Below are 25,400 nucleotides of genomic sequence, written 5' to 3' on the forward strand. Positions count from 1 at the left end.
CGCACCTGCCAGGGCAAGGCGCGCCACCGGCAAGGTTTCGCACGTCAGACCCGCCCGCGCCGCCAGAGCACCCTGCGGCCCCGGGTCACGATGGCCTGGCCGTCCTGCCGGGGGCCCGTGGACGTAACAGGATCAGAGCCATTCCACCGTGCCATCGTTGTCCGCGACGTCAGGGTGGATCGGTTTGGCAGGGTCGAGCGCAAGCCCCAGTTCATGCAGTCGCAGCGTTGAAAACAAAGGGGCGGCACAGAGTTCGGACTGCGCGGGAATGCCGTCGGACATGCCGCCCAGAAGGCGGCTCAGGTCCTCAAGCTCTTGCGTGACCCGATCGATGCGCTGCAATCCGCGGATGACCTCGGGGCCCAGCGGACCGGCCAGCTCCAGGTGGCACATCGACAGCGCCACCTGAACATCGGCCGTGATCCGCGCCAGCCGCTCAAGTTCGGCCGCGATGCGCGCGGTCAGCTGCGACAGGCCGACCCTGCGTGCGTCGGGCGCGGTCTGGGCCAGGTCCGTCATAGCCGGCCCACGACAGCTTCGATGCAACTGCGCAGATCCTGGGGCGTGAATGGTTTTTTCAGAAAGTTGTTCATGCCGAGGCGGCGGCCGGTATCGATGATTTCCTTGTCCGCCCGCCCGGTGACCAGGATGAAACCAAGCCCCTTCGTCCGCGCATCCGTTCGCAGCGCGTGCAGCAATTGCAGCCCATCCATGCCGGGCATGTTATAATCCGAAATCACAAGATGCACGGGCGTCTTGCGCAGCATTTCAAGGGCGCCTGGACCGTCAGTCGCATATCCGACCTGCCGGATGCCCATGGCATCCAAAGCCTGCGTTATCAGCCCCCGGCTGGTGGACATGTCATCCACCACCATGATGCGAATCTGGTCTCTCAATGCCATGTCGGATCTCCGTTCTGCGGGATTTCGTCCCGTCTGTAAGTCGTGATTCCGGCGGTGCGCAGTGCGCCGTTCGCGCGCAGCGGCACTCGTTCCGAATGGCCCACGAAAAGCCATCCACCTGGGGTGAGCGCCGTTTCGAAGCGTGCCCACAGCTTTTCCTGCGTCGGCGCGTCGAAATAGATCACGACGTTGCGGCAGAAGATGACATCGAAGCATCCCTTCATCGGCCATCGGTCGTGCAGATTGAGTTCGCGGAAACTGACCATTGCCCTGAGGGCCGGAACGACCCGGAAACCGCCCGCTTCGGGTGTCAGAAAACGTTGGCGCATTGCGTCGGGAACGCCTTCGATGGATGCGGCGTCATAGAGCGCGGCGGTTCCGCGTGCGACCATATCGCCATCAATATCGGTGGCAAGGATCTTCAGATCGAGCCGGTCCAGATCCGGCCCGGCCAGATCGGCGATGGTCATCGCGATGGAATAGGCTTCTTGCCCGCTGGAACAGCCCGCCGACCACAGCCGCACCCGTTGGCGCGCGCGGGCGTGTTGCAAAAGGGGGGGCAGCACCTTCGTGCGGAGGGTTTCGAAATGATGTGCCTCGCGGAAAAAATGCGTGACGTTTGTGGTCAGGGCCGACACCATCCTGCGCCGTTCCTCGGCGCCCCGGTCCGAGGTGACCAGCGCCAGATAGCTTGCGAAATCCGTCAGACCCAGCGCGCGAAGGCGCTTGGCCAGGCGCGACTGCACCATTGACTGCTTGCCGGGCGCGATGACAATTCCGGCGGCTTCATGCAGGATCGCCGCGATCCGGGCAACATCGGCTTTGGACGGGGTTGGCGTATTGAGAAAGGGGGCGGACTGTGTCATGCGGCCTCTGATGCGTGGTCGGGAAGCACGGAGCCAAGGTCGAGCACCCGGATCATCCGCCCGTCGATGATGGTCAGCGCCTCGATGAAACTTGCGCCGGCGTCGGCGGAAAAATCCGGCGGGGGCTGCAGGTCGCTGCGCGGCAGCGCGAGAATGTCGGAAACGGCGTCCACCAGAAGCCCCACGCATTGGGCGCCCACCTGAACCACGATGATGACATTGCGCGCGGCGCCTTCGACCGGCGGCATGCCGAGGCGTACGGAAAGATCCACCACCGGCAGAACGGTGCCGCGCAGGTTGATCACACCGCGCACATGGGGCGGGGTGTGGGGCAGGGGCGTGGCGCGGGTCCAGCCGCGGATTTCGCGCACCGACATGATGTCGACGCTGTATTCCTGCTCACCCAGCCGGAACGAGAGCAGTTCAAGCTCTCCGGAGGATTTCGTGCTGTTTTCCGTGCTCATCTTGATCATCCTGCGAGTGCGGTGTCGGGAATGCGGGTGCGGCCGCTGGCGTTGCTGACCAGATCGGCCGGGTCGAGGATCAGGGCGATCTGGCCATCGCCGAGGATCGTGGCCGCGGCGACGCCATGAATATGCCCGAAGCTCTGTTGCAGGCCCTTGATGACGACCTGGCGCTGTTCCATGATCGAATCGACCACCAGAGCGGCGCGCGAGCCGTCTTCCAGCGCGGTCAGCAGCACGATACCGCCTTCATAACTGGCTTGCGGCTTTCTGTAGCCCAGTTCGGCGCCGATGTCGTAAAGTGGCATGAAGGCATTACGCAGGTGGATGACGTTCGTCTCTGGACCAAGCACGCGGATGTCGCCGCTTGCCAGAGAGGCAGTTTCCAGGATCGCGGACAGTGGAACCACCAGCGTTTCGCCCGCGACCGAGACGACCATGCCATCCAGCACCGCAAGCGTCAGTGGCAACGAGATCGAGAAGCGGGTGCCCTTGCCCGGTTCGGAATGGATCGAGACCCGCCCGCCCAAAGCCTGGATCGCCGATCGCACCACATCCATGCCAACCCCGCGGCCTGACAGTGCAGAGACCTGCCTGGCGGTGGAAAACCCGGGCAGGAACAGAAGGTTGTCGATATCCGAATCGCTCAGCACGGCATCGGCGGGGATCATGCCGCGTTCGATGGCGATTTCGCGCACCTTCGGGCGGTTGATCCCGGCGCCATCATCGGAAAGTTCGATCAGAACCCGGCCGGACCTGTGCTGCGCGCTCAGCGTGACAAGCCCCTCGGCGGGTTTGCCGGTGGTGGCGCGGACCTCGGGGGGTTCGAGGCCGTGATCGACGGCATTGCGGATCATGTGCGTCAGCGGGTCGGCAAGCCGTTCGATGACGGTCTTGTCGACCTCGGTATTCTCACCCTCGGTCTTCAGGCGCACCTCCTTGCCGATTGCCGAGGAGGCCTCGCGCACGATCCGGGCCATGCGCTGAAACAGCGGTTTCACCGGCTGGGCGCGGATCATCATCACGCTGTCCTGGATGTCGCGCGTCAGCATCATGAAGGCTTCAAGCCCCGTCATCACCGGGGAATTCGGCGGCAGGCCGGCCTCGGCGACGGTCTGGGCCAGCATGGCTTGGTTGATGACCAGTTCGCCCACAAGATTGCCCAGCCGGTCGATCCGGTCCAGATCGACCCGGACTGTGGCAGAGGGGGGCTCTGCCGCTGCGGTGCCCTGCGCGCCGCCTGGTCCGCGGCCTGGCGCGGCATCAACGGTGGGCGGGGCCGCGCCAGCTGCCGCGGCCGTCCCATCCGGCAGGGGCGCGCTGGCGGGCCGGGGGCCGGGGGCGGACAGGGCAGATCCGATCCCCGCAGCCGGGCCGGGCGTGACCGGTAGCACCGTGTCCGGCGCGGCGGGGGGCAGGTCCTGGTCCAAAGGGGCAGGCAGCCGGGCATCCGGGTCGGCTTGCGCGATCGGCGTGATCTCGATTTCGGCCAGATCCTCGACGAAATCGAACACCTCGCGGATGTCGGCTTCGGAAATGTCGCCAGCCAGCGTGACGACCCAGGCCAGATACGCGGCCTCGGGCGTCAGATCCTCAAGCGCGGGAAGCGCGTCCAGCGCACAGTCGACCGCCGCCTCACCCAGCGCGCAGAGCGTGCGCAGCAGGTGCAGCGGCTCATTGCCCGAGGCGTAAAGTTCCGCGCGCGGGCGAAAGGCAATGCGCCAGCCCTGTGGCCCGGGGGGATCGCCGCCCAGATCGAAATCAAGATCGAGCGACAGCGTCATCGGCTGGAAATCGGATATCTCTTCAACCGTCTCGGCCGCGGGGAAACCACCGATCAGGGATTCCAGCGCAAGCAGGCAGGCTTCGGCGCCCGCGGGCGGGGGCGCACCGTCGCGGGCGGCGCGCACCTCATCATGCAGCAGGTCGGCGGCCTGGAAGAACAGCTTCACCGCCTCGGGCGTCACCGCAAGCCGGCCCGCGCGCAATTCATCCAGAACCGTTTCATAGCGGTGGGCAAATGCGACCAGCGCATCCAGGCCGAAGGCGCCCGCGCCGCCCTTGATCGAATGCACGGCACGGAAGACGACGTTGATCGTTTCGCCATCGTGCTGGCCATCGTCGATCACCGACAGCGCGTCTTGCAGGCTTTCCAGCAACTCTTCGGATTCGACGAAGAACGAGGCGCGGATTTCCGCCATCGGGTCCAGTGCCATCGCCGCCCCCTCAGCCCGCGACCATCTGCAGCGCCTTGATCAGTTTCGGCGGATCAAAGGGTTTTACGATCCAGCCGGTCGCGCCCGCCGCGCGCGCGCGCGCCTTCAGTTCGGGGGCGGATTCGGTGGTCAGCACCAGAATCGGCGTCGCGCGGTGGCGGTCCTGGCTGCGCACCGCCTCGATAAAACCGAACCCGTCCAGGCGCGGCATGTTGATATCCGATATGATGACATCCGGCGCGATGCCCCCAAGCACCTCCAGCCCGTGGATGCCGTCTTCGGCCAGATGCAGGGAAAACCCGGCCCCGGTCAGGGTCAGGCGCAGCATGTCGCGGATGGTGCGGCTGTCATCGACGGCCAGGACGGTCAGGGTCATGGAACGGGCTCCGATTCGAGGGCGGACAGGGGGATGCCAAAGGTCTGCAGCGCGGTATCGAAGGCGTCAGATCGCGGCGCGATCCGCAGGCGGTGGCCGGCGGCGCGCCAGCTGAGGGCGGCCGCGCCCAACAGCTGCAGGCCCAGTGCGCCCAGGTGGCTGACGCCGCTGGCGTCGATCACCAGATCCGCGCCGCCGTGGGCGCGCAGCGCCGCCGCCAGCGGTTCCGCAGCCGAAAGGTCAAGCCGCGCGGCAAGGGCCAGCCGGGTCATCGGGCCCCCGTCAACGTCATCATCCGGTCATCGCGCACCTTGTGCCCCTTTCCTGCAAGGATGCATGACCCTTACGACCCCAGCGGTTAAGATAGGTTTGACAGCGCCGGATTTTTCGCAGCGCCGCAGCGCCGCAGCGCCCGGGCAAGGATATGGGGGCCTGATTGACAGCCTGCGCATTTTGGTAAACCCTTTCGACGCGGCTGCGCGATGTGCGCTTGCCGGCGGGGCTTTGGCCGGGGCAAGGTTTCGGGGCAGGATTTCAAGGGGTTCTGATGGTTCGAGTAGCAGGAATTGCCGCGCTGATCTGTGCCTGGGTCACGCAACCTGTGGTCGCGCATGATCTTGTTTTTCCACCTTTGGAAGATTCGCGGTTCGACTGGGCGTCCTATCAGGCCCTTGCGCAAACCGATCTGTCGGGCCAGCGGCTGACGATCCAGGGCCCCTGGCTGGGCCCGGACAAGGCGGCTTTCGAAAGCGTCGTGGCCTATTTCCAGGCCGCTACCGGGGCCGAGGTGATCTATGCGGGATCGGATTCCTTCGAACAGCAGATCGTCATCGACACCGAGGCCGGCAGCCCGCCCGACATCGCGATCTTTCCCCAGCCCGGGCTGGCGGCGGATCTGGCGCGCCGGGGTCATCTGCGCCCCTTGCCGCAGGCGATGGCGGACTGGCTGGCCGAAACCTATGCGGCGGGCGAAAGCTGGGTCGATCTGGCAAGCTATCGCGGCCCCGATGGCATCCGGCGGCTTTATGCCTTGCCCTACCGGGCGGACCTGAAATCGCTGGTCTGGTATGTGCCCGAAAACCTGGCCGAGGCCGGATATGCGCCCCCCGGCACGTTCGAGGGGCTGCAGGATCTGACGCGCGCCCTTGCCGAAGATGGGGCCACGCCCTGGTGCATCGGGCTGGGCTCGGGCGGGGCGACGGGCTGGCCTGCGACCGATTGGGTCGAGGATCTGATGCTGCGGCTTTACCCGGTGTCGGTCTATGATGCCTGGGTCGGCCATGCGCTGCGCTTTGACGACCCGCAGGTGATCGCGGCGATCGAGGGGTTCGGCTGGTTTGCACGCACCGGCGCCTTCGTGGCGGGCGGCCCGGTGGGGGTGGCCGCAACCGATTTCCGCGACAGCCCCCGGGGCCTGTTCAGCATCCCGCCGCAGTGCTACCTGCACCGGCAGGCCAGTTTCATCCCCGCCTTCTTCCCCGAGGGCGTGGACATGGGGCGGGATGTCGATTTCTTTTATTTCCCCGCGCGTGCGGGCAGCGCCGATCAGCCGGTTCTGGGTTCGGGCACCTTGTTTGCGCTGTTGTCCGATGCCCCGGCGGGCCGCGCCTTTCTGGGCTTTCTGCAAAGCCCCCTCGCACATGAGATCTGGATGGCGCAGCAGGGGTTCCTGACCCCGCACAAGGGCGTCAACCCCGACCTTTACGGCGATCCGGCGCTGCGCAAGATGGCCGCGGTCCTGCAAAGCGCCACGGTCTTTCGATTTGACGGATCGGATCTGATGCCCGGCGCGATCGGCACCGGGGCGTTCTGGACCGGCATGATCGATTATGTCGGCGGCAAGGACGCGACCGAGGTTGCGGGCCGGATCCAGCGCCTCTGGGACAGCCTGGATTAGGGCAGGGCGCGTGGGCATGGGGTCAACAAGCCTGGCCTGGCTGCGGCCCTGGCTGTTCCTGGCGCCGGCGGCGGTGTTGCTGATATTGTATGGCGCCTGGCCGGTCGCGGGGACGGTCTGGCGCAGCCTGCATCAGGGGGGCGATGGCGCCTGGGTGGGGCTTGCGCATTATGCCTGGCTTTGGGCCGATCCGGGCTTTGTGCGGGCGCTGGCCAATACGGCGCTGTGGCTTCTGGTGGTGCCCGCGCTGGCCACCGCGCTGGGGCTGATGGCGGCGCATCTGTCCGATGGCTTGCGCTGGGGATGGCTTGCGCGGGCGGCGATCTTCCTGCCCACGGCGATTTCCTTCACCGGGGCGACGGTGATCTGGAAATTCGTCTATGACTATCGCGGCGGGGACCAGGTGCAGGTGGGCCTTCTGAATGCGATGCGGGTCTGGCTGGGGGCCGAGCCCCTGGCCTGGCTGTCGCTGCCGGTCTGGAACAGCCTTTTGCTGATGGCGGTGCTGATCTGGGCGCAGACCGGCTTTGCCATGGTGATCCTGCATGCCGCGCTGCGCGCCATTCCGTGCCAGATCATCGAGGCCGCGACGCTGGACGGCGCCGGTCCCTGGCAGCTGTTCTGGCGGATCCGCCTGCCGCAGATCCGGGGCGCGCTGGCGGTGGTCTGGACCGCGATCACGATCATGGTGCTGAAGGTCTTTGACATCGTCCATGTGATGACGAACGGGCAATGGGGCACGCAGGTTCTGGCCACGCAGGTGCATGACTGGCTGTTCCGCGGGGGGGGCGATTACGGGCGCGGATCGGCGGTGGCGGTGGTGCTGATGGCGCTGGTGCTGCCGCTGATGGTGCGCAATCTTTGGGCGGCAAGGGCGCGCCGATGAACCGCGGGCGCCCGGTTCAGGCGCCCGCAGCGCGGGTGACGGCGGCGGTTGCGGTGACGCTGATGGCGGTGCTGTGGCTGGTGCCGGTGCTGGGGCTGGTGCTGACGGCGCTGCGCCCGGCCGACCAGATCGCCGCCTCGGGCTGGTGGCGCGCGCCCTTTGCCACACAGACGACCACGGCCCTGCGCACCGCCGGGGCCGGGGCGCAGCGGTCCGGGAAGACGGGCTTTGTGATCGAAGGCCGGCTTCTGGAACCCGGCGCGCGGCTGCAGGCCTGGGGGCTGGCCGCGCGCAGCCCGCGCGCCCATGCGCCGGGGGACAACGCCGCGCTGCCGGGCGGGCGGGTCCTGACGGTGGATATTGACGGCAGCTATCGGCTGACCGCGCCCGGGCCGTTTTCCGACCCGCGCGGCCAGCGGATCTTTGTCACCACGCCCGCGCCGCCCCGCCTGACGCTGCACAACATCGCCCATGTGACCGGGGCCGGGGGGCTGGGTCGCGCGCTTGCCAATACGCTGGCGGTGGCGATCCCGGCCACGGCGCTGCCGATCCTGCTGGCGGCCTTTGCCGCCCATGCCCTTGCGGGGATGCGCTTTGCGGGCCGCGGGCTGGTGCTGGCGGGCGTCGTCGGGCTGATGGTCGTGCCACCACAGCTGGCGCTGATCCCGCTATTGTCGCTGCACAACGCCCTGGGCCTGGGCAAGGGCTATTGGTCGGTCTGGCTGGCGCATACCGGCTTTGGCCTGCCGCTGGCGATCTTCGTGCTGCGATCGGCCATGACGGCGGTGCCGCGTGACATTCTGGATGCGGCACGGCTGGATGGCGCATCGGAACTTCGCATCCTGTGGGGCATCGTGCTGCCGCTGTGCTTGCCTGCGGTCGCGGGTTTTGCCGCGCTACAGTTCCTGTGGGTCTGGAATGATCTGCTGGTGGCCACCGTCTTTCTGGGCAACACGCCGGGCCAATTGGTGCTGAGCGGGCATCTGCGGGCGCTGATGGGCGCGCGCGGGGGCGAATGGCACATCCTGGCGGCCTCGGCGCTGGTCTCGATCGTGGTGCCCGTTACGGTCTTCGTGGCGTTGCAGCGCCCGCTGCGCCGCGCGCTGACGGCGGCCGCCGGGCCCGGGGGCTGACGGCCCCGGCATCGCACGCGGTCGCTTCCTTACCGCGAAGGTCGCAATCCGTCCGCGGCGCGGACCCGGGGCGCGCTACAACCGGGCCATGAACAGCCGGAGGACAGGGCAATGGACACAACGGGCACGACCGAGGCCGGCGCCGGGCGGCGCGCGCGCGGCGGGGGCGGCGCGGCACGCCGGGCCGAACGCACCGCGGTGCGGGTGGAATTTGCCCGCCACATCGAACGCAACATTCCCAACCTGGATATCCTGAACGACGAAGCCCTGGCCATCATCGAGGCCAATGCCGAAACCGTCCTGGAAGAAATCGGCGTGAATTTCGTCGAAAATCCCGCCGCGCTGGATCTGTGGCGTGCCGCCGGGGCCGAGGTCACGGGCGAGCGCGTGCGCATCCCGCGCGGCCTTGCGCGGGCGCTGTGCGCCACCGCCCCACGCAGCTTTACCCAACACGCCCGCAACCCCGATAGAAACGTGATCATAGGCGGAAAAAACCTTGTTTTGGCGCCCGTTTACGGACCGCCCTTCATCCGCGATCTGAACAGCGGCCGACGCTATGCCACGATCGCGGATTTCCGCAATTTCGTGAAACTGGGGCAGATGTCGAAATGGCTGCACCATTCCGGCGGCACGGTGTGCGAACCGACGGATGTCGCGGTGAACAAGCGCCATCTGGACATGCTGCACGCCCATATGACGCTGTCGGACAAGCCTTACATGGGATCGGTCACCGAACCGTCACGCGCCGCGGATTCGGTCGAGATGTCGAAACTCCTCTTCGGGGCCGATTTCGTCGATCAGAACACGGTGATGACCTCGCTGATCAACATCAACAGCCCGCTGACCTTCGATTCGGTCATGATGGGCGCCCTGGAGGTTTATGCCCGCGCGGGGCAGGCCTGCATCATCTCGCCCTTCATCGTGGGCGGCGCGATGGCCCCGGTGACGGTGGCCGGCACGCTGACCCAGGTTCTGGCCGAGGTTCTGGCCGGCGTGGCCTATGCGCAGCTGGTCCGCCCCGGCGCGCCGGTGATCTTTGGCGCCTTCGTCACCTCGATCGACATGAATTCCGGCGCCCCCACCTTCGGCACGCCCGAAGCCGCCCAGATCACGCTGGGCGCAGGCCAGCTGGCCCGCCGCCTGGGGCTGCCCTACCGCAGCGCGGGCGCATTCTGCGGGTCGAAACTGCCCGATGCCCAGGCCGCCTATGAAAGCGCCAACAGCCTCAACATCGGGCTGTTGTCGGGGGTGAATTTCATGCTGCATGCCTGCGGCTGGCTGGAAGGCGGTCTGGTCTCATCCTACGAAAAATATGTGATGGATGCCGATCAGCTGGGAATCCTGCACCGTCTGGCCGAAGGTATCGACCTGTCGGCCAATGGCCAGGCGATGGGGGCACTGCGCGAAGTGGGCCCGGGCGGGCATTTCCTGGGCTGCGCCCATACCCAGGCCAATTTCAAATCCGCCTTCTGGAAAACCGACCTGCTGGATTACAAACCCTTCGAGACATGGGAGGAAGAGGGCGCCCGCGACACCGTCGCCCTGGCCCGCAAACGGGTCGAAAAGATGCTGGGCGACTATCAGCCCCCCGCGCTCGACCCCGCCGTGGCCGAGGCGCTGGATGATTACGTCGCGCGCAAGAAGGCCGCCGTGCCCGATGCCTTCCTCTGACGGCCCGGGGCCTGAACGCCCGGCTGCCTTCGGCTTTGTCCAAATATCCCGCGGGGGTCCGGGGGCGCGAAGCCCCCGGCCTTGCCGCCCCTAGTCGACCTTCGGCGCAAGCGGCTTGATCTTCAGCCGCGTCAGGCGGTTGTCCTTGCGCGCCACCACTTCAAAGCGGAAGCCGTGGAAGGCAAAGACCTGGCCCTCGGTCGGGATGGTCTGCGCCTCGTGGATGACCAGGCCCGCGATCGTATTGGCCTCATCATCGGGCAGGGCCCAATCGGTTTCGCGGTTCAGGTCGCGGATCGTCATCGCCCCGTCCACGATATATTCGCCGCTTTCGGCCGGGCGCAGCTGGCGTTCGCCCTTGGGGTCGAATTCATCGGTGATCTCACCCACGATCTCTTCCAGGATGTCTTCCAGCGTCAGCAGCCCCTTCAAATCGCCATATTCATCCACCACCAGCGCGAAATGCGTCCGCCGCTTCAGGAATTCGCGCATCTGTTCGTCCAGCGGCGTGGTTTCGGGGATGAAATAGGGCTTCATCGCCACCTTCATCACATCCATGTCGCCGATCGATCCCAGCGTGCCATCGCCCCCGCGCAGGATGCGTTCCACCGCGCGCAGCAGGTCCTTGGCCAGGATCACGCCCACCACATTCTCGCGCTCGCCCCGGAACAGCGGCAACCGCGTATGCGGCGAGGCCAGCACCGCCGCCAGGATCGCATCGGGGCTGTCATCGGCGTCGATCATCTCGATCTGGCTGCGATGGCGCATGATTTCCTCGACCGTGCGGTTGCCCAGATCCAGCGCGCCCAGCAGGCGGTCGCGGTCCTCTTTCTGCACCGTCCCCTCGGACGTGCCGATGGCCAGCGCGCCGGCGATTTCCTCATGGATGGAAAACATGTGCTGGTTGGCATCGGTGCGCACGCCAAAGCCCCACAGCAGCCCGCGCACAATGGCGCGCACCACCGAAACGACCGGCGCCAGCACCTTCGTCAGCACCCGGATCGGCCGGGCCACCCGCGCGGCCACCGTTTCGGGCAGGGTGATCGCATAGGTCTTGGGCAGCACTTCGGCAAAGACCAGCACCAGCGCCGTCATTCCCAGCGTCGCCAGCGCCACGCCCGAATCCCCGAACAGCCGCGTCAGCAACGCAGTCGCCAGCGAGGCCGACAGGATATTGACGACGTTATTGCCCAGCAGGATCGCGCCGATCAGCCGCTCGCTGTCCTCGGTCACGCGCAGCGCGGCCTCGGCGCCCGCATCGCCCTTGTCGGCACGCGCGCGCAGCTTGGACCGGCTCGACGCCGTCAGCGCGGTTTCCGATCCCGAAAAGAAGGCCGACATCAGCAGCAGACCCAGAATGGCGGCTGCGGTGAACCAGAAGGTGGTGTCCAGCATGACGGTAGGGTTTGTATCCATGATGAAAAGGTTATGTGCTGCCGATGCGCCGCATTCAAGGGCGCTGTTCGCGGCCATGGGTCACGGGGCGGGGCTCAGGGGTCCGGCGGGGTTTCGGGGGTGCGGGCCAGGGGGTGGTGGGCCAGCACCAGATCCTTCAGCCGTTCGTCCAGAACATGGGTGTAGATTTCCGTCGTCGACAGATCGGCATGGCCCAGCAGCATCTGGATCGCGCGCAGATCCGCCCCGCCTTGCAGAAGATGCGTGGCGAAGGCATGGCGCAGCACATGCGGCGTCACCCGCGCGGGTGAAATCCCGGCGGCCACCGCAATATCCTTCAGCAGCGCGTGAAAGCCCTGCCGCGTCAGATGCCCGTCGCGCCCCGAAGACGGAAACAGGAAGCGTGACGGCGCCTGCCTGTGGCGCAGCCGTGCCTGATCCTCGGCGGCGTCGCGCAGGCCCAGCCAGTCGGCCAGCGCCGCGCGCGCGGGCGGCGACAGCGGCACGATGCGCTCCTTGGCCCCCTTGCCCCGGATCAACAGCACCCGCGGATCGCCGCGCGCCGCGGCAACCGGCAGGGTGACCAGTTCCGACACCCGCATCCCGGTGGCATACAGCAGTTCCATCAGGCAACGGTTGCGGGCCTGTTCGGCCGGGTTGCGGCCCTGATCGCGCGCCGCGGCCAGCAGCGCCTCGACCTCATCGATGCCAAGCGTCCTGGGCAGCCGCTTGTCCCTGCCGGGCCCGGTGATGCGGATCGCGGGATTGTCGGCGCGCCAGCCTTCCTCATAGGCAAAGCGGTAAAGCTGGCGGATCGAGGCCAGCCGGCGCGCGCGCGTGGCCCGTGACAGGCCCTGCGCCTCGCAGGAAATCAGATAGGCCTCGATATCCTCCCGGCGGGCGCGGGCGAAATCATGGCCGCGATGGGCCAGCCAGCCCGCCGCATCGGCCAGATCGCGGCCATAGGCCAGGATGGTGTTGCGCGCGGCCCCCGCCTCGGCGGCCTGGGCCTCCAGAAAGGTGGCGATCCAGCGCCGGTCATCGGCGCCAAGGGGCCGGTCGGGTGCGGGGTCGGGGGGGGTGGGGCCGGTCGTCATCCGCGCGCCCCCAGCACCACCAATTCCAGCGCGCTGCGCCGTGCCAGCGTTTCCAGCCCCGCAAAGCGCAGCATCCGCAACCCCGCGCCAAGGCGGCGGTAATCGCCGCGCGCGCCCTCGGTGATATCGTCGATCGCCGCCAGAAGCGCCTCGCCCAGCCGGTCGGGCAGGATCGCGCGATAGGGATCGGGCGCGGCGGTAACGGGGGTGTCAAAGACCTCTTTCAGCGTCTGACCCAGGGGATCGCCGGCATCTACCTGCGCCGTCCGGCCCTGGGCCAGCGCGATCAGAAGCGCCTCGGCCGCATCGGCGGGGGCGCGCATCCGGGACAGGGTTTCGTAATCCTCGCTCAGCAGGCCCAGCCGGAAGGCCAGCGCACCCGCCGCCCCCTCAAGTTCCAGCGAGGCCAGCGGGCGCGCGTAAAGCGCCGACAGGATCGGGATCAGCCCCTGCGCGGCCATTGCCGCATGCGCCACGGGCAGGGCGGCGGCCACCGCATCGGCATCGCCCGCCGCGATCGCCTGATCCAGCCGCGCGACCGCAGTCACCCGCGCCCAGACCCCGCCCGAGGCCGCGGCCTGGCGTTCGGTATAAAGCCCCAGCAGCTGATTGGGGTCCAGAACCCCCATCCGCGCCAGCCGCTCGCCCGCCTCGATGCGTGCCTTCCAGCCGGTATTGGCGCGCAGATCGGCCTGCGAAAAGGCGACCGGCAGCGCCGTGGTGGGCATCGGCTGGCCGATCGCCTCCATCATGCGAAAGACCAGCGGCGAAGGGTGGGCGGGCGGCGGCAGATCGCCTTCCTCCTCGGCCAGTTCGGGGTCCAGGAAGCGTTCCAGCAGCGCCGACATCTCATCGTCGATATGGCCCAGGCTGCGCCCGGTGCCCAGCGACAGGGCCGCGGCGTTCCAGTCACCCCGCCGCGCCAGGCAAAAGATCCGCGCGGGAAACGAGGGCGCGATGCCCGCCGCCGTGCCCATGATCGCGCAGGCGCGATCCTCATGCCCCAGCAACAGTTCCACATCAAAGCGACGGCGGAACACCTCGGGGCTGCGCGCGCCGGCCAGATCCAGCATCGCCAGCGCCGGTTCCAGCGCACCCAGGGCCAGAAGCCGGTCGATGCGGGCCAGAAACAGCAGGTCGCGCGCCTCGGGGTCGGGGATGCGGGGCGGGTCGAATTCGGCCACCAGCAGCATCAGCAGGAAGGCCTGGATCGCGGGCAGCGTCTCGACCCGGTCCAGCGCCAGCTTTTGTGCCAGCACCGGCTCGGGCGTCAGCCCCCACAGATCGCGCGGCAGCCCGGTGCGCGCGGCAGGCAACAGCCCCAGCCCGTTCAGCCCGGCCCGGTCCAGCGGCGTGACCAGAACCGGATCGATCGCCGCGCCGCTGCTGACGGGCGGCTCGGGCAAGGGCGCGGGGAAACCGCCCTGAATCCAGGGGGCCGCGGCGGGCGTCAGAACGGACCGCGACAGCCAGTCGATCGCCGACATCGGCGCGCTGTCCTGCGCCGGCGCGGGCAGGCCCTGCAGGCACCCGGCCAGGACAAGGACAAGACACCGCCGCGCCCGCACCATGGCGCCCCGGCCGTGGGATCGGTGCGGGCCGGGATCAGCCCGCCCCATTCAGATCCACCTCAAGTCTTTGTTCCTGCCGTTCGGGCGACATGTCCCCCAGATAGGCATAGCCCACGACGCCAATCGCCGCGAGAAGGACCAGGATCACGATAGCCTTGAAGATGCGCCCCATGAGTTCTTTCTTTCCGGCCGCTTGTGACGCGGCCTGTTCCGTGCCGAAGTGGTGCGATTATATATGGCATTTCGCGGAAGATCACGCCATTCAGGGCGATGAAAATCACGATTGCGCAAGCGCCCGCCCATCAGCGGGGCGCCGCGCAGGGCAGGCAGGGGGCGGGCGCGTGGCGCAGACGCAGTCAGGATCGCGGGCGGGATCGGGCCCGGATGGACCGGGCCCGGCACGGGGGGGCGGGCTGCGCCTGACACGGCCGGTGGTGCTTGTGGGGATGATGGGCTCGGGCAAGACGGCGGTCGGCACGGCGCTGGCACGCCTTCTGGGCGTGCCCTTCCTGGACAGCGATGAGGAAATCGAACGCGCCGCGCAGATGACGGTCAGCGAAATCTTTGCCCGCGACGGCGAGGCCTTTTTCCGCGCCCGGGAATCAGAGGTGCTGGCGCGGCTGCTGGCGGGGGTGCCGGCGGTGGTGTCGACCGGGGGCGGGGCCTTCATGGCCGATCGCAACCGCACGGCCATTGCCGAACGGGGGGTGTCGGTCTGGCTGAAGGCCGACCTGGACCTGCTGTGGAACCGGGTCCGGCACAAGAACACCCGGCCGCTGTTGCGCACGCCCGACCCAAAGGGCACGCTGGCGCGGCTTCTGACGGACCGCGAACCGGTCTATGCGCTGGCGCAGGTGGTGGTCGAGGCACAGCCCGGCCTGTCGATCGAGGATATGGCGCAAAAGGTCGTCGCCGCGCTGCAAACGCAGCCCGGTGCCTTTGCGGCAAAGGGGGAATGATGCGCGAAACGGTGGCGGTGAACCTGGGCGAACGATCCTATGAGGTGCGCATCGGCACCGGGCTTCTGGCGCGTGCGGGCGCCGAAATCGCGCCGCTGCTGCGCCGCCCGCGCGTGGCGGTGGTGACCGACGAAACCGTGGGCGCGCTGCACCTTGAGGCCCTGCGCGCAGGCCTTGGCGATATCGGGATGGTCAGCCTCTCGCTGCCCGCAGGCGAGGCGACCAAGGGCTGGCCCGAATTTTCGCGCACCGTGGAATGGCTGCTGGAACAAAAGGTCGAACGCAAGGATATTGTCATCGCCTTCGGCGGCGGGGTGATCGGCGATCTGGTGGGGTTTGCGGCGGCCGTCCTGCGCCGCGGTGTGCGCTTCGTGCAGATCCCCACCACGCTGCTGGCGCAGGTCGACAGTTCGGTCGGCGGCAAGACCGGCATCAATTCACCCCACGGCAAGAACCTGATCGGCGCCTTCCACCAGCCAGGCCTGGTGCTGGCCGATATCGATCTTCTGGACAGCCTGCCGCGGCGGGATTTTCTGTCAGGCTATGGCGAGGTGGTGAAATACGGCCTTCTGGGGGACGCGGCCTTTTTTGACTGGCTGGAAGCGAATGGCCCGCGGCTTGCCGCAGGCGACAAGGCGGCGCGGCTGCATGCGGTCACGCGCTCGGTCCAGATGAAGGCCGGGATCGTGGAACGCGACGAGACGGAAGAGGGTGACCGCGCGCTGCTGAACCTGGGCCACACTTTCTGCCACGCGCTGGAATCGGCCACCGGCTACTCCGACCGGCTGCTGCATGGCGAAGGCGTTGCCATCGGCTGCGCGCTGGCTTTCGAATTGTCGCAGCGCATGGGCCTGTGTTCGCAGGAGGCCCCCAGCCGCGTGCGCGCGCATCTGGCGCAGATGGGCATGAAGGTCGACCTGGCCGATATCCCCGGCGATCTGCCCGATGCCGAGGCGCTGATCGCGCTGATGGCGCAGGACAAGAAGGTGCTGGACGGCAAGATGCGCTTCATCCTCGCCCACGGCATCGGCGCGGCGTTTGTGACCTCGGACGTGCCGCGCGATGTGCTGAAAACCCTGCTGACCGATGCGCTGGCGGGGCGGGGCTAAGGGGCTTTGCTCCTCTTGGCTGGCGCCAATTCACCCCAAGGTATTTGTGGCAAGATGAAACGAACGGCGCATTGGCGCTTTCATCTTGCAAAAAATACCTCGGGGGAGCTCGCGCAAGCGAGCGGGGGCAGAGCCCCTCAAGCCGATGTGACGTATCATAAGGAGGGGTAGGGCCGGAAATGCCGAAGGCAGTGCGGAGATATCTGCAAAGATTTTCGTAAGTTTTTGTTTTTCATAAACTTGACTGCAGCTTTTTGGGCATCTAGCATTCACATGTTTGTGATCAAGGAGATAAACGTGAAGCATTCTTCCGGATTGTTGATCCTAGCTGCATTGATGCTTGCCGGGTGTGAAGTGCCTAAAGATGCCCTGCCGATCGGTGGAAGCCGCGCGGACGGAACTGTGGTTCTTGGTTATACCCTGCATGAAATGGAAATTGCGCGGGTTGACTGGGTTGCCGCGCAGAAGAATGCGGACAAGCGGTGTCAGGCTTGGGGCTATCGTCGCGCGGATGCCTTCGAAGGAGAGGCCCGCAGCTACGCGGGTCCGAGTATTTTTCAGGTCTCCAAGACTTATCAGTGCGTGAACTGACGACAGTGTTAACTGAAACGCCCCCGAAAGGGGGCGTTTCCATGTTGGGTCACTCCCACTCAATCGTGCCTGGCGGCTTCGAGGTGATGTCGTAGGTCACGCGATTGATGCCCTTGACCTCGTTGATGATGCGGGTCGCGGTTTCGCCCAGGAAGTCGTGGGAGAAAGGATAGTAATCCGCTGTCATGCCATCGACCGAGGTGACCGCGCGCAGCGCGCAGGCATAGTCATAGGTGCGCCCGTCGCCCATCACGCCCACCGTCTTGACCGGCAGGATCGCGACGAAGGCTTGCCAGATGTCATCGTAAAGGCCGTGTTTACGGATCTGGTCGATATAGACCGCATCCGCCTTGCGCAGGATATCCAGCTTTTCGCGGGTAATCTCGCCGGGACAGCGGATGGCAAGGCCCGGGCCGGGAAAGGGGTGGCGGCCGATGAAGCTTTCGGGCAGGCCCAGTTCGCGGCCAAGTGCGCGGACTTCATCCTTGAACAGTTCGCGCAGCGGTTCCACCAGTTTCAGGCCCATCTTTTCCGGCAGGCCGCCGACGTTGTGGTGCGACTTGATCGTGACCGAGGGCCCGCCCGAGAAGCTGACCGATTCGATCACGTCGGGATACAGCGTGCCCTGGGCCAGGAATTCCGCACCCTCGATCTGGTTGGCGTATTTCTGGAACACGTCGATGAACAGGCGCCCGATGGTCTTGCGCTTGGTTTCCGGGTCGGAGACCCCGTCCAGTTCACCCAGGAACAATTCGCTTTCATCCGCATGGATCAGCGGGATGTTGTAATTGTCGCGGAACATGGTGACGACTTCGTCCGCCTCGCCCTGACGCAAGAGACCGTGGTCGACGAAAACGCAGGTCAGCTGATCGCCGATCGCCTCGTGGATCAGCACGGCGGCGACCGAACTGTCGACCCCGCCCGAGAGGCCGCAGATCACCCGCTTGTCACCGACCCGGGCGCGAATCCTGGCAATCGCGTCGTCGCGGTAGGAGGCCATCGTCCAGTCGCCGGTGAAGCCCGCGATGCGCAGGAAGTTTTCCAGCATCCGGCGGCCATTCGGGGTGTGATGCACCTCGGGGTGGAATTGCACCGCGTAGAAATGGCGTGCCTCATCCGCGATCATCGCATAAGGCGCGTTGGGCGAGGTGCCGATGACCTGGAAGCCGGGGGCAAGCTCGGTGACGCGGTCGCCATGGCTCATCCAGACTTCTTCGCGGCCCGTCTCGAACAGGCCCGCAAAGATGCCGTCGGTGCGGTGCCCTTCGGCCGGGGTGACAAAGGCGCGCCCGAATTCGGCATGATGGCCGGATTCGACGCGCCCACCCAGTTGCGTCATCATCACCTGCTGGCCATAGCAGATGCCGAAGACCGGCAGGCCCATATCGAACAGCGCCTGCGGCGCGCGGGGAGAACCATCCTCGGTCACCGAGGCGGGGCCGCCCGACAGGATCACGGCCCGCGGCGCAAGGTCGCGGATCGTCTGTTCCGTCACCTTCTGGAAGGGATGGATTTCGCAATAGACGTTCAATTCGCGCAGGCGCCGCGCAATCAGCTGCGTGACCTGGGAGCCGAAGTCGATGATGAGGAGGCGCTGGTGCTGTGTCATGTGCGCGGAATAGGCGGGAGCCGCGCGCAATGCAAGAGGCCGGGGGGCGCTGCCCCCCGGACCCCCCGGAGTATTTTACCCAAGAAGAAGGACCCGGGTCATTTTTCAGGCAAGAGGCCGCGGGGCGCGAAGCGCAGCACCAGAAGCAGGATCAGCCCCATGGTGAACAGCCGCATATGCGCCGCCGAATCGAGCAGGTGGGATTTCAGCGCGCCTTCGGCCATGCCCGAGGTGATGACGGACATCAGCACCGGGCCCCAGGCCTCGGCCTTGATCCAGAGGTACCAGATCAGCATGCCGCCCAGCACCGAGCCCCAGTTGTTGCCCGATCCGCCCACGATCACCATCACCCAGATCAGGAAGGTGTAGCGCAGCGGGTTGTAGCTGCCCGGCGTCATCTGGCCGTCGAGCGTGATCATCATCGCGCCCGCCAGCCCGCAGACGGCCGAGCCGATCACGAAGATCTGCAGGTGGCGGCGGGTGACATCCTTGCCCATGGCGGCGGCGGCGGTTTCATTGTCGCGGATCGCGCGCATCATCCGGCCCCAGGGCGATTTCAGCGCCATCTGCGCGGCCCAGATCAGTGCCAGCAGCACGATCAGGAACAGCCCGGTATAGAGCAGCTTGACCATGATCGTCGATCCGGTGACGGGATCGACGCCCAGGCCCGCCATGCGGCTGACGAAGGCGGGGTCGGCCTGAAGCTGCACCTCATAGGGGACGGGCCAGGGGCGGGGGATGCCGTTCACGTTCATCACACCGCGGGACAGCCATTCCTCATTGCGCAGGACGGCCACGATGATCTCGCCGATGCCCAGCGTGGCGATGGCCAGATAGTCCGAGCGCAGGCCCAGCGCGGTCTTGCCGATGATCCAGGCGGCACCGGCAGCGAACATGGCGCCAACGGGCCAGGCCAGCAGCACCGGCAGGCCCAGTCCGCCCAGATTGCCCTGGGCCGAGGGGTTGATGGCCTGGATCATCGCCACGGCGGGATCAAAGAGCGCGCGATAGGCGAAGAAGCCCGCGCCCAGAACCGCGATAATGGCCACCGCGCGCGGCCTGCCCCGCAGGCGGCGATTGACGGCGATGGCGGCGATGACGCTGGCCAGCGCCACCAGCGCGGCCAGTGCGATGCCCGGTCCGCCGCCGGAAAAGGCGCCAGGCGTGGACGGCATTGCGACCAGCACCGGGGCCAGGCCGCCCAGCGCCAGAAAGCCCACGATGCCGGTGTTGAACAGGCCCGCATAGCCCCATTGCATGTTGATGCCCAGCGCCAGCACGGCCGAGATCAGGCCCATGTTGACGATGCCCAGCGCGGTATTCCAGCCGCCCGTGGCGGCTTCGATCGCAATCAGCGCGGCCATGGCGGCAAACAGCAGTGGCGCGCGCAGGCGGCCACCCGTGGCGGCGTCGGGTTGACGAAGGCTCATACCGCTTTCCCCTTGAACAGGCCCGTCGGCTTGAACAGCAGCACGATGATCAGGATCGCAAAGCTGACGGCGAATTTGTATTCGGTGGACAGAAGCTGCAGCAACCCTTCGGGCTGCCAGGCGGGGATCAGATAGCCTGCCACCTTCTTCCAGGCATAGGTCACGCCCACCTCGGAAAAGGCGATCACGAAGCCGCCGGCGATGGCGCCTACCGGGCTGCCCAGTCCGCCCACCACGGCGGCGGCGAAGATCGGCAACAGCAGCTGGAAATAGTTGAAGGCCTTAAAGGATTTATCCAGCCCGTAAAGCGTGCCGGCCGTGGTGGCCAGCGCCGCCGCGATGATCCAGGTGACCGCGACCACCCGGTTCGGGTTGATCCCCGACAACAGCGCCAGATCCTCATTGTCGGAAAAGGCGCGCATCGACTTGCCGGTGCGGGTGCGCCCCAGGAACCGGAACAGCGCCCAGACCACCAGCGCCGCGGTGATCAGCGTGATCAGCTGCGAACTGCGCAGCGTCAGCGGTTCGGCCAGGCCCGTCGCCTCACGAAAGCCACGCGCCGAGATCACGAAGCGCGCGCCATCGGCAAACTGGATCTCATCCACCCCGATCACAAAGCGCGTCAGCCCGTTCATCACGAACATCACCCCGACCGACACCATCACCAGGATCACCGGCGCCGCCCGTACCCGGCGGTAATAGCCATAGACCACCCGGTCGGTCGCCAGCACCAGCCCCGCCGTCAGCGCGATCGCGAAAGGCAGTGCCAGAAGCGCCGTGGGCAAGGGGCCCAGCGTAAGGCCTGCCGCCTGCAGCGCCCAGGTCACCAGGATGGTCATCGCCGTGCCAAAGGCCATCGTGTCGCCATGGGCAAAGTTGGAAAACCGCAAGATGCCATAGATCAGCGTCACCCCCAGCGCCCCCAGCGCCAGCTGCGCGCCATAGGCGGCCGCGGGGACCACCACGAAATTCAAAAGTGCGACCAGCGCGTTCAGAATATCCATCTCAGCCCCCCAGGAAGGTGCGGCGGACCTCGGGGTCGGCCATCAGCGCGGCCCCGGTGTCGGTATAGCGGTTCGCGCCCTGCACCAGAACATAGCCCATGTCGGCGATTTCCAGCGCCTGCCGGGCGTTCTGTTCCACCATCAGGATGGAAATGCCGGTGCGCGCCACCTCGATGATGCGGTCGAACAGCTCATCCATCACGATGGGCGAAACACCGGCCGTCGGTTCATCCAGCATCAACAGCTTCGGCCGGGTCATCAGCGCGCGGCCCACCGCGACCTGCTGGCGCTGCCCGCCCGACAGCTCGCCCGCGTTCTGGCGGCGCTTTTCCTTCAGGATCGGGAACAGGTCATAGACCTGCCCCATCGTGTCGCGGAAATCGTCACGGCGCAGGAAGGCGCCCATTTCCAGGTTTTCCTCGACCGACATGGTAGGGAAGACATTGTTGACCTGCGGCACAAAGCCCATGCCCTTGGCCACGCGCGCCTGCGGGCTGAGCGTGGTGATATCCTCGCCATCCAGGATCACATGGCCGCCCCGCAGCTTCAGCATGCCGAAAACCGCCTTCATCGCGGTCGACTTGCCCGCGCCATTGGGCCCCACGATCACCGCGATCTGGCCCTTTTCGACCTTCAGCGTACAGCCATGCAGGATATCTGCCGCGCCATAGCCGCCGGTCATTCCCTCTGCCAGAAGAAAGCTCATGCAACACCCCCACGAAGCGCCGCAACCTGCTGCTTCTTCTTGGAAAAAATACTCATGGCGCAACCTGCGCCCAAATGCGCGCGGCCGGTCATGCGCCGATCCCCCCCCGGCCCGCCTCGTCGCCAAGGCCGGGCTGCGCGCCGTGGCTTTCGTGGCGCGCGGTTTCCAGCCCGATCTCGGCCTTGACCTTGTTCTTCAGGCCGGTGCCCAGATAGGCCTCGATCACCGCCTCGTTCTGCATGATGCTTTCGGCGGACCCTTCGGCCAGCACCTTGCCCTCGGCCATGACGATCACCGGGTCACACAGACGGCCGATGAAATCCATGTCATGCTCGATCACGCAGAAGGTATAGCCGCGCTCCTTGTTCAGCCGCACGATCGCATCGCCGATCGTGTTCAGCAGCGTCCGGTTCACGCCCGCGCCGACCTCATCCAGAAAGACGATCTTGGCCTCGACCATCATCGTCCGGCCCAGTTCCAGCAGCTTTTTCTGCCCGCCCGACAGGTTGCCGGCCTTTTCATCCTTCAGATGCGAAATCGTCAGGAAATCAAGAACCTCATCGGCTTTCTTCAGCAGGGCGGTCTCTTCCTGCGCGATCCTGCCGCGTGCGAACAGCGCGTTCCACAGCGTTTCCCCCGATTGCGCGCCCGGCACCATCATCAGGTTTTCCCGCACGCTCATCGTGGGAAATTCATGCGCGATCTGGAAGGTGCGCAGCAGGCCCTTGTGAAACAGCTCATGCGGGGCAAGGCCGGTGATTTCCTCGCCATCCATGATCACGCGTCCCGAGGTCGGCTTGTGCACCCCGGCGATCACGTTGAACAGCGTGGACTTGCCCGCGCCGTTGGGGCCGATCAACCCCGTGATCGAGCCGGTCGCAATCTCCAGCGACGCCCCGTCCACGGCGCGAAAGCCGCCGAAATGCTTGTGCAGGTTCTCAACCCGGATCATCTTCATCCCCTGACTTCATGATTTTCATGAAGAACGGCCTTTAGTGGCCTGTTATTTAATGGGAACAGCCCGGATTGATCCGGGCTGCCCAAGTCGTCTCTCCGCGCCTTAGCGGTAGCGGACGGTTTCGATCTTGCCGTCCTTGAACTCGATTTCGCGGAAGGTGCCGGCGCTTTCGCCCGAGCCGATCAGCTCGACCGCGGTGGCGCCGACATAATCGATCTCGGTGCCCGCCGCGATCAGTTCCAGCGCCTTGCCCAGTTCACCCGGCAGGATCGGTTCGCCCGGGGCGTTGGCCACATCCATGACCTTGTCCTTGTAGGCCGCGGCGTCGGTGGACCCGGCCGCGGCCATTGCCAGCATGATCAGGGCCGCGGCGTCATAGGCCTCGCTGGAATAGACGCCGGTGCCGTCAAAGCCTGCGGCGGTGGCCAGCTCCAGGAACTTGTCCTTGCCTTCGCCTTCCGACGACGGGATCTGACCGAACGACCCGGACAGCTCGGCGCCAAAGTTGGCTTCCAGCGCGCCGCCGACCATGCCGTCGGGGAAGACGAAGGTTTCGAACGCGCCCGAATCGAGCGCACCGCGCAGGATGCCCGAACCGCCCTGATCGACATAGCCCGCGATCACCAGCGCCTGACCCCCGGCCGATGCCAGCGCACCGACTTCGGCGGCGTAATCCGCCTTGCCGTCGTCATGGGCGGCGTTGATCGTGACCTTGCCGCCCGCGGCCTCAAACGCGGCCTGGAAGCTGTCGGCCAGACCCTTGCCATAGTCGTTGTTGGTATAGGTGACGGCGACTTCCTTGATGCCGTGTTCCATGATGATTTCGGTCATCACCACGCCCTGACGCGCATCCGAGGGCGAGGTGCGGAAGAACAGGCCGTTGTCTTCCAGCGTGGACAGCGCCGGCGAGGTGGCCGAGGGCGAGATCATCACGATGCCATTGGGCATGGCGACGTTTTGCAGCGAGGCGGTGGTTTCGCCCGAGCACATGCCCCCCACGATACCCTTGACGCCATCGGCGGTGATCAGGCGTTCGGCGGCGGCGGTGGCGGCGGCGGCGTCGATGCAGGTGGTGTCACCGCGCACCGGAACCACGGCGGACCCGCCCATGAACTTGCCCGAATCCGTGACTTCCTTCATCGCCATCTCGGCGCCCGCGGCCATCGAGGGCGACATCGATTCCAGCGGGCCGGTGAAGCCCAGCAGAACGCCCAGCCTGACATCCTCGGCTTGCGCGGCGCCTGCGACCAGCGCGGTGGCGGCGGTGGCCAGAAGAAGCTTTTTCATTCGTTCACTCCCATATTGGATCGTTATCCTGACCACGCAAGTTAGTGTGGCCTTGCTGAAAAGAAAATCCCCCATGGCGCCGGTTTGGGCTGTCCAAAAGCCGCAGGTCGGGGGCATTTTGCGCATGACCTTAGGGAAGGGGATGTGCCCCGGCGCCCATCGCGCCGTCTGCCATCGCGTCATCGCCCCCCGGACCATCCGCCACCGCACCGCCCGAAGTGCCGCGTTCGCGGTAGGGGGTGGTGGCGTAATGCGCGCGGTAGCATTTGGAAAAATGCGAAGGGCTGGCAAAGCCGCAGGCCAGCGCCACGTTGATCACGCTCATTTCCGTCTGCATCAGCAGGTTGCGCGCCTTTTGCAGGCGCAATTCCATATAGTAACGCTTGGGGCTGCGGTTCAGATAGCGGCGGAACAGCCGTTCCAGCTGACGGGTGGACATGCCGACCTCATCGGCCAGGCGGGCGGGGCTGATCGGGTCCTCGATATTGCCTTCCATCCGGCCGATCACCTGGGCAAGCTTGGGGTGGCGCACGCCGATGCGGGTGGGGATCGACAGGCGCTGGCTGTCCTGATCGGTGCGGATCGAGGTATAGATCAGCTGATCGGCCACCGTATTGGCCAGCCCCTCGCCATGATCGCGCGCGATCAGTTTCAGCATCAGGTCGATCGAGGATATCCCGCCCGAGCTGCTCATCCGGTTGCCGTCGACGACAAAGACCGATTTGGTCAGGGTCAGATCCTGGAATTCCTCTTGAAAACTGTCCTGGTTTTCCCAGTGGATGGTGGCGCGCCTGCCTTCCAGCAGCCCCGCGCGGGCCAGCGCCCAGGCCCCGGTGCAAAGCCCCCCCAGCCCCGCGCCGCGCCGCGCCTCGCGCCGCAGCCAGTTCAGGATCGGGCGGGTCGTGGCCTCGGCCACGTCGACGCCGCCGCAGACCAGCACCGTATCGTCGCGGCCAACCTCGTCCAGGCCCATGTCCAGCCGCAGCACCGTACCGTTGGAACAGCGCGCCTCGCGCCCGTTTTCACCCGCCAGCCGCCAGTCGTACAACGCCCGCCCCGACACCCGGTTGGCCAGGCGCAGCGGCTCGATCGCGCCGGCGAAAGAGATCAGGGTGAAATTGTCCAGGAGCAAAAAGATGAAGCGGCGCGGTTTCGTGGCGGGGGCGCCGGCGGAACGGGCCGGGACAGAAGGGGCAGGGGCGGACGGCTTGTGCATAAGCGACCCTTTGCATGTCGTATCCCGCCAGCAAATCACGCGCGCCGCGCCCCCGCA

Annotated in this window: 25 protein-coding genes; 7 read left to right on the forward strand and 18 right to left on the reverse strand. The window is 66.4% G+C overall.

Going from position 1 to position 25,400, the window contains the following annotated elements:
- Window positions 1-132 precede the first annotated feature (132 nt).
- The 7 genes from ACK8OU_RS10505 to ACK8OU_RS10535 are packed head-to-tail and all read right to left on the reverse strand — an operon-like array spanning window position 133 to window position 5,096.
- Window positions 133-519, reverse strand: a complete 387-nt coding sequence (locus tag ACK8OU_RS10505) for a hypothetical protein (protein WP_410303351.1) — start codon at window positions 517-519, stop codon at window positions 133-135.
- On the reverse strand, window positions 516-902 hold the full coding sequence (locus ACK8OU_RS10510) for a response regulator (protein ID WP_410303352.1): 387 nt from the start codon (window positions 900-902) through the stop codon (window positions 516-518). Before ACK8OU_RS10510 ends, ACK8OU_RS10505 begins: the two co-directional genes overlap by 4 nt.
- Window positions 893-1,768, reverse strand: coding sequence for a CheR family methyltransferase (locus ACK8OU_RS10515; protein ID WP_410303354.1), 876 nt, complete (start codon window positions 1,766-1,768; stop codon window positions 893-895). Before ACK8OU_RS10515 ends, ACK8OU_RS10510 begins: the two co-directional genes overlap by 10 nt.
- On the reverse strand, window positions 1,765-2,232 hold the full coding sequence (locus ACK8OU_RS10520) for a chemotaxis protein CheW (RefSeq protein WP_410303355.1): 468 nt from the start codon (window positions 2,230-2,232) through the stop codon (window positions 1,765-1,767). The genes ACK8OU_RS10515 and ACK8OU_RS10520 overlap by 4 nt, the downstream gene beginning before the upstream one ends.
- Window positions 2,233-2,237: 5 nt before the next feature.
- Window positions 2,238-4,448, reverse strand: coding sequence for a chemotaxis protein CheA (locus tag ACK8OU_RS10525; RefSeq protein WP_410303357.1), 2,211 nt, complete (start codon window positions 4,446-4,448; stop codon window positions 2,238-2,240).
- Between the two features lie 10 nt (window positions 4,449-4,458).
- Complete coding sequence (locus ACK8OU_RS10530) at window positions 4,459-4,824, reverse strand: response regulator (RefSeq protein ID WP_410303358.1); 366 nt, start codon at window positions 4,822-4,824, stop codon at window positions 4,459-4,461.
- On the reverse strand, window positions 4,821-5,096 hold the full coding sequence (locus ACK8OU_RS10535) for an STAS domain-containing protein (protein ID WP_410303359.1): 276 nt from the start codon (window positions 5,094-5,096) through the stop codon (window positions 4,821-4,823). The genes ACK8OU_RS10530 and ACK8OU_RS10535 overlap by 4 nt, the downstream gene beginning before the upstream one ends.
- Before the next feature lie 275 nt (window positions 5,097-5,371).
- Between ACK8OU_RS10535 and ACK8OU_RS10540 the strand changes: the two genes are divergently transcribed.
- The 4 genes from ACK8OU_RS10540 (at window position 5,372) to ACK8OU_RS10555 (ending at window position 10,411) form a co-directional block, all read left to right on the forward strand.
- Entirely contained in the window at window positions 5,372-6,721 is a 1,350-nt protein-coding gene (locus tag ACK8OU_RS10540; RefSeq protein WP_410303361.1) for an ABC transporter substrate-binding protein, read from the forward strand.
- A 16-nt stretch (window positions 6,722-6,737) separates the two neighbouring features.
- Window positions 6,738-7,607, forward strand: a complete 870-nt coding sequence (locus ACK8OU_RS10545; protein WP_410303362.1) for a carbohydrate ABC transporter permease — start codon at window positions 6,738-6,740, stop codon at window positions 7,605-7,607.
- The gene (locus ACK8OU_RS10550; RefSeq protein ID WP_410303363.1) at window positions 7,604-8,740 is read left to right on the forward strand and encodes a carbohydrate ABC transporter permease; all 1,137 of its coding nucleotides are present in this window, start codon (window positions 7,604-7,606) and stop codon (window positions 8,738-8,740) included. Before ACK8OU_RS10545 ends, ACK8OU_RS10550 begins: the two co-directional genes overlap by 4 nt.
- Window positions 8,741-8,851: 111 nt before the next feature.
- Window positions 8,852-10,411, forward strand: coding sequence for a trimethylamine methyltransferase family protein (locus ACK8OU_RS10555; protein ID WP_410303364.1), 1,560 nt, complete (start codon window positions 8,852-8,854; stop codon window positions 10,409-10,411).
- 90 nt (window positions 10,412-10,501) lie between these two features.
- Here ACK8OU_RS10555 and ACK8OU_RS10560 read toward each other — a convergent pair whose 3' ends face one another.
- From ACK8OU_RS10560 to ACK8OU_RS10575, 4 genes are all read right to left on the reverse strand, one after another.
- Window positions 10,502-11,827: an HlyC/CorC family transporter gene (locus tag ACK8OU_RS10560; RefSeq protein WP_410303366.1), complete on the reverse strand. Its 1,326-nt coding sequence runs from the start codon at window positions 11,825-11,827 to the stop codon at window positions 10,502-10,504.
- 74 nt (window positions 11,828-11,901) lie between these two features.
- Complete coding sequence (locus tag ACK8OU_RS10565) at window positions 11,902-12,903, reverse strand: site-specific tyrosine recombinase XerD (protein ID WP_410303368.1); 1,002 nt, start codon at window positions 12,901-12,903, stop codon at window positions 11,902-11,904.
- Window positions 12,900-14,522 carry a hypothetical protein gene (locus tag ACK8OU_RS10570; RefSeq protein WP_410303370.1) on the reverse strand — a complete coding sequence of 541 codons (1,623 nt, stop codon included), beginning with the start codon at window positions 14,520-14,522 and terminating at the stop codon, window positions 12,900-12,902. The genes ACK8OU_RS10565 and ACK8OU_RS10570 overlap by 4 nt, the downstream gene beginning before the upstream one ends.
- Window positions 14,509-14,646, reverse strand: coding sequence for a hypothetical protein (locus ACK8OU_RS10575; RefSeq protein ID WP_410303371.1), 138 nt, complete (start codon window positions 14,644-14,646; stop codon window positions 14,509-14,511). The genes ACK8OU_RS10570 and ACK8OU_RS10575 overlap by 14 nt, the downstream gene beginning before the upstream one ends.
- Window positions 14,647-14,887: 241 nt before the next feature.
- Here ACK8OU_RS10575 and ACK8OU_RS10580 point away from each other — a divergent pair, with 241 nt between their 5' ends.
- From ACK8OU_RS10580 to yecR, 3 genes are all read left to right on the forward strand, one after another.
- Entirely contained in the window at window positions 14,888-15,433 is a 546-nt protein-coding gene (locus ACK8OU_RS10580; RefSeq protein WP_410303410.1) for a shikimate kinase, read from the forward strand.
- Window positions 15,433-16,542, forward strand: coding sequence for a 3-dehydroquinate synthase (gene aroB / locus ACK8OU_RS10585; RefSeq protein ID WP_410303373.1), 1,110 nt, complete (start codon window positions 15,433-15,435; stop codon window positions 16,540-16,542). Before ACK8OU_RS10580 ends, aroB begins: the two co-directional genes overlap by 1 nt.
- Window positions 16,543-16,815: 273 nt before the next feature.
- Complete coding sequence (yecR, locus tag ACK8OU_RS10590) at window positions 16,816-17,133, forward strand: YecR family lipoprotein (protein ID WP_410303375.1); 318 nt, start codon at window positions 16,816-16,818, stop codon at window positions 17,131-17,133.
- Between the two features lie 49 nt (window positions 17,134-17,182).
- Here yecR and guaA read toward each other — a convergent pair whose 3' ends face one another.
- The 7 genes from guaA to ACK8OU_RS10625 form a co-directional block, all read right to left on the reverse strand.
- A complete protein-coding gene (guaA, locus tag ACK8OU_RS10595) occupies window positions 17,183-18,742 on the reverse strand; it encodes a glutamine-hydrolyzing GMP synthase (protein ID WP_410303376.1) in 1,560 nt (519 codons plus the stop codon).
- A gap of 98 nt (window positions 18,743-18,840) precedes the next feature.
- Complete coding sequence (locus ACK8OU_RS10600; protein WP_410303377.1) at window positions 18,841-20,172, reverse strand: branched-chain amino acid ABC transporter permease; 1,332 nt, start codon at window positions 20,170-20,172, stop codon at window positions 18,841-18,843.
- Entirely contained in the window at window positions 20,169-21,176 is a 1,008-nt protein-coding gene (locus ACK8OU_RS10605) for a branched-chain amino acid ABC transporter permease (RefSeq protein ID WP_410303378.1), read from the reverse strand. Before ACK8OU_RS10605 ends, ACK8OU_RS10600 begins: the two co-directional genes overlap by 4 nt.
- Before the next feature lies 1 nt (window position 21,177).
- Window positions 21,178-21,882 (reverse strand): ABC transporter ATP-binding protein, encoded by a 705-nt coding sequence (locus ACK8OU_RS10610; protein ID WP_410303379.1) that lies wholly within the window; start codon window positions 21,880-21,882, stop codon window positions 21,178-21,180.
- 88 nt (window positions 21,883-21,970) lie between these two features.
- Window positions 21,971-22,834 carry an ABC transporter ATP-binding protein gene (locus ACK8OU_RS10615; protein ID WP_410303381.1) on the reverse strand — a complete coding sequence of 288 codons (864 nt, stop codon included), beginning with the start codon at window positions 22,832-22,834 and terminating at the stop codon, window positions 21,971-21,973.
- A 108-nt stretch (window positions 22,835-22,942) separates the two neighbouring features.
- Window positions 22,943-24,127 carry an ABC transporter substrate-binding protein gene (locus ACK8OU_RS10620; protein WP_410303382.1) on the reverse strand — a complete coding sequence of 395 codons (1,185 nt, stop codon included), beginning with the start codon at window positions 24,125-24,127 and terminating at the stop codon, window positions 22,943-22,945.
- A 130-nt stretch (window positions 24,128-24,257) separates the two neighbouring features.
- Complete coding sequence (locus ACK8OU_RS10625) at window positions 24,258-25,343, reverse strand: GlxA family transcriptional regulator (RefSeq protein WP_410303383.1); 1,086 nt, start codon at window positions 25,341-25,343, stop codon at window positions 24,258-24,260.
- Between the last annotated feature and the right edge of the window lie 57 nt (window positions 25,344-25,400).

This window comes from Pontitalea aquivivens (assembly GCF_046507575.1).
In the GTDB taxonomy this organism is placed as follows: Bacteria; Pseudomonadota; Alphaproteobacteria; order Rhodobacterales; family Rhodobacteraceae; genus Pontitalea; species Pontitalea aquivivens.

Coding starts and splice junctions, on each gene's coding strand:
- ACK8OU_RS10600 (WP_410303377.1), bottom strand. CDS start 20,172: ATGAGCCTTCGTCAACCCGACGCCGCCACGGGTGGCCGCCTGCGCGCG.
- ACK8OU_RS10610 (WP_410303379.1), bottom strand. CDS start 21,882: ATGAGCTTTCTTCTGGCAGAGGGAATGACCGGCGGCTATGGCGCGGCA.
- ACK8OU_RS10515 (WP_410303354.1), bottom strand. CDS start 1,768: ATGACACAGTCCGCCCCCTTTCTCAATACGCCAACCCCGTCCAAAGCC.
- ACK8OU_RS10555 (WP_410303364.1), top strand. CDS start 8,852: ATGGACACAACGGGCACGACCGAGGCCGGCGCCGGGCGGCGCGCGCGC.
- ACK8OU_RS10525 (WP_410303357.1), bottom strand. CDS start 4,448: ATGGCACTGGACCCGATGGCGGAAATCCGCGCCTCGTTCTTCGTCGAA.
- ACK8OU_RS10530 (WP_410303358.1), bottom strand. CDS start 4,824: ATGACCCTGACCGTCCTGGCCGTCGATGACAGCCGCACCATCCGCGAC.
- aroB (WP_410303373.1), top strand. CDS start 15,433: ATGCGCGAAACGGTGGCGGTGAACCTGGGCGAACGATCCTATGAGGTG.
- guaA (WP_410303376.1), bottom strand. CDS start 18,742: ATGACACAGCACCAGCGCCTCCTCATCATCGACTTCGGCTCCCAGGTC.
- ACK8OU_RS10560 (WP_410303366.1), bottom strand. CDS start 11,827: ATGGATACAAACCCTACCGTCATGCTGGACACCACCTTCTGGTTCACC.
- ACK8OU_RS10605 (WP_410303378.1), bottom strand. CDS start 21,176: ATGGATATTCTGAACGCGCTGGTCGCACTTTTGAATTTCGTGGTGGTC.
- ACK8OU_RS10570 (WP_410303370.1), bottom strand. CDS start 14,522: ATGGGGCGGGCTGATCCCGGCCCGCACCGATCCCACGGCCGGGGCGCC.
- ACK8OU_RS10540 (WP_410303361.1), top strand. CDS start 5,372: ATGGTTCGAGTAGCAGGAATTGCCGCGCTGATCTGTGCCTGGGTCACG.
- ACK8OU_RS10510 (WP_410303352.1), bottom strand. CDS start 902: ATGGCATTGAGAGACCAGATTCGCATCATGGTGGTGGATGACATGTCC.
- ACK8OU_RS10575 (WP_410303371.1), bottom strand. CDS start 14,646: ATGGGGCGCATCTTCAAGGCTATCGTGATCCTGGTCCTTCTCGCGGCG.
- ACK8OU_RS10550 (WP_410303363.1), top strand. CDS start 7,604: ATGAACCGCGGGCGCCCGGTTCAGGCGCCCGCAGCGCGGGTGACGGCG.
- yecR (WP_410303375.1), top strand. CDS start 16,816: ATGTTTGTGATCAAGGAGATAAACGTGAAGCATTCTTCCGGATTGTTG.
- ACK8OU_RS10535 (WP_410303359.1), bottom strand. CDS start 5,096: ATGACCCGGCTGGCCCTTGCCGCGCGGCTTGACCTTTCGGCTGCGGAA.
- ACK8OU_RS10505 (WP_410303351.1), bottom strand. CDS start 519: ATGACGGACCTGGCCCAGACCGCGCCCGACGCACGCAGGGTCGGCCTG.
- ACK8OU_RS10565 (WP_410303368.1), bottom strand. CDS start 12,903: ATGACGACCGGCCCCACCCCCCCCGACCCCGCACCCGACCGGCCCCTT.
- ACK8OU_RS10620 (WP_410303382.1), bottom strand. CDS start 24,127: ATGAAAAAGCTTCTTCTGGCCACCGCCGCCACCGCGCTGGTCGCAGGC.
- ACK8OU_RS10615 (WP_410303381.1), bottom strand. CDS start 22,834: ATGATCCGGGTTGAGAACCTGCACAAGCATTTCGGCGGCTTTCGCGCC.
- ACK8OU_RS10520 (WP_410303355.1), bottom strand. CDS start 2,232: ATGAGCACGGAAAACAGCACGAAATCCTCCGGAGAGCTTGAACTGCTC.
- ACK8OU_RS10625 (WP_410303383.1), bottom strand. CDS start 25,343: ATGCACAAGCCGTCCGCCCCTGCCCCTTCTGTCCCGGCCCGTTCCGCC.
- ACK8OU_RS10545 (WP_410303362.1), top strand. CDS start 6,738: ATGGGGTCAACAAGCCTGGCCTGGCTGCGGCCCTGGCTGTTCCTGGCG.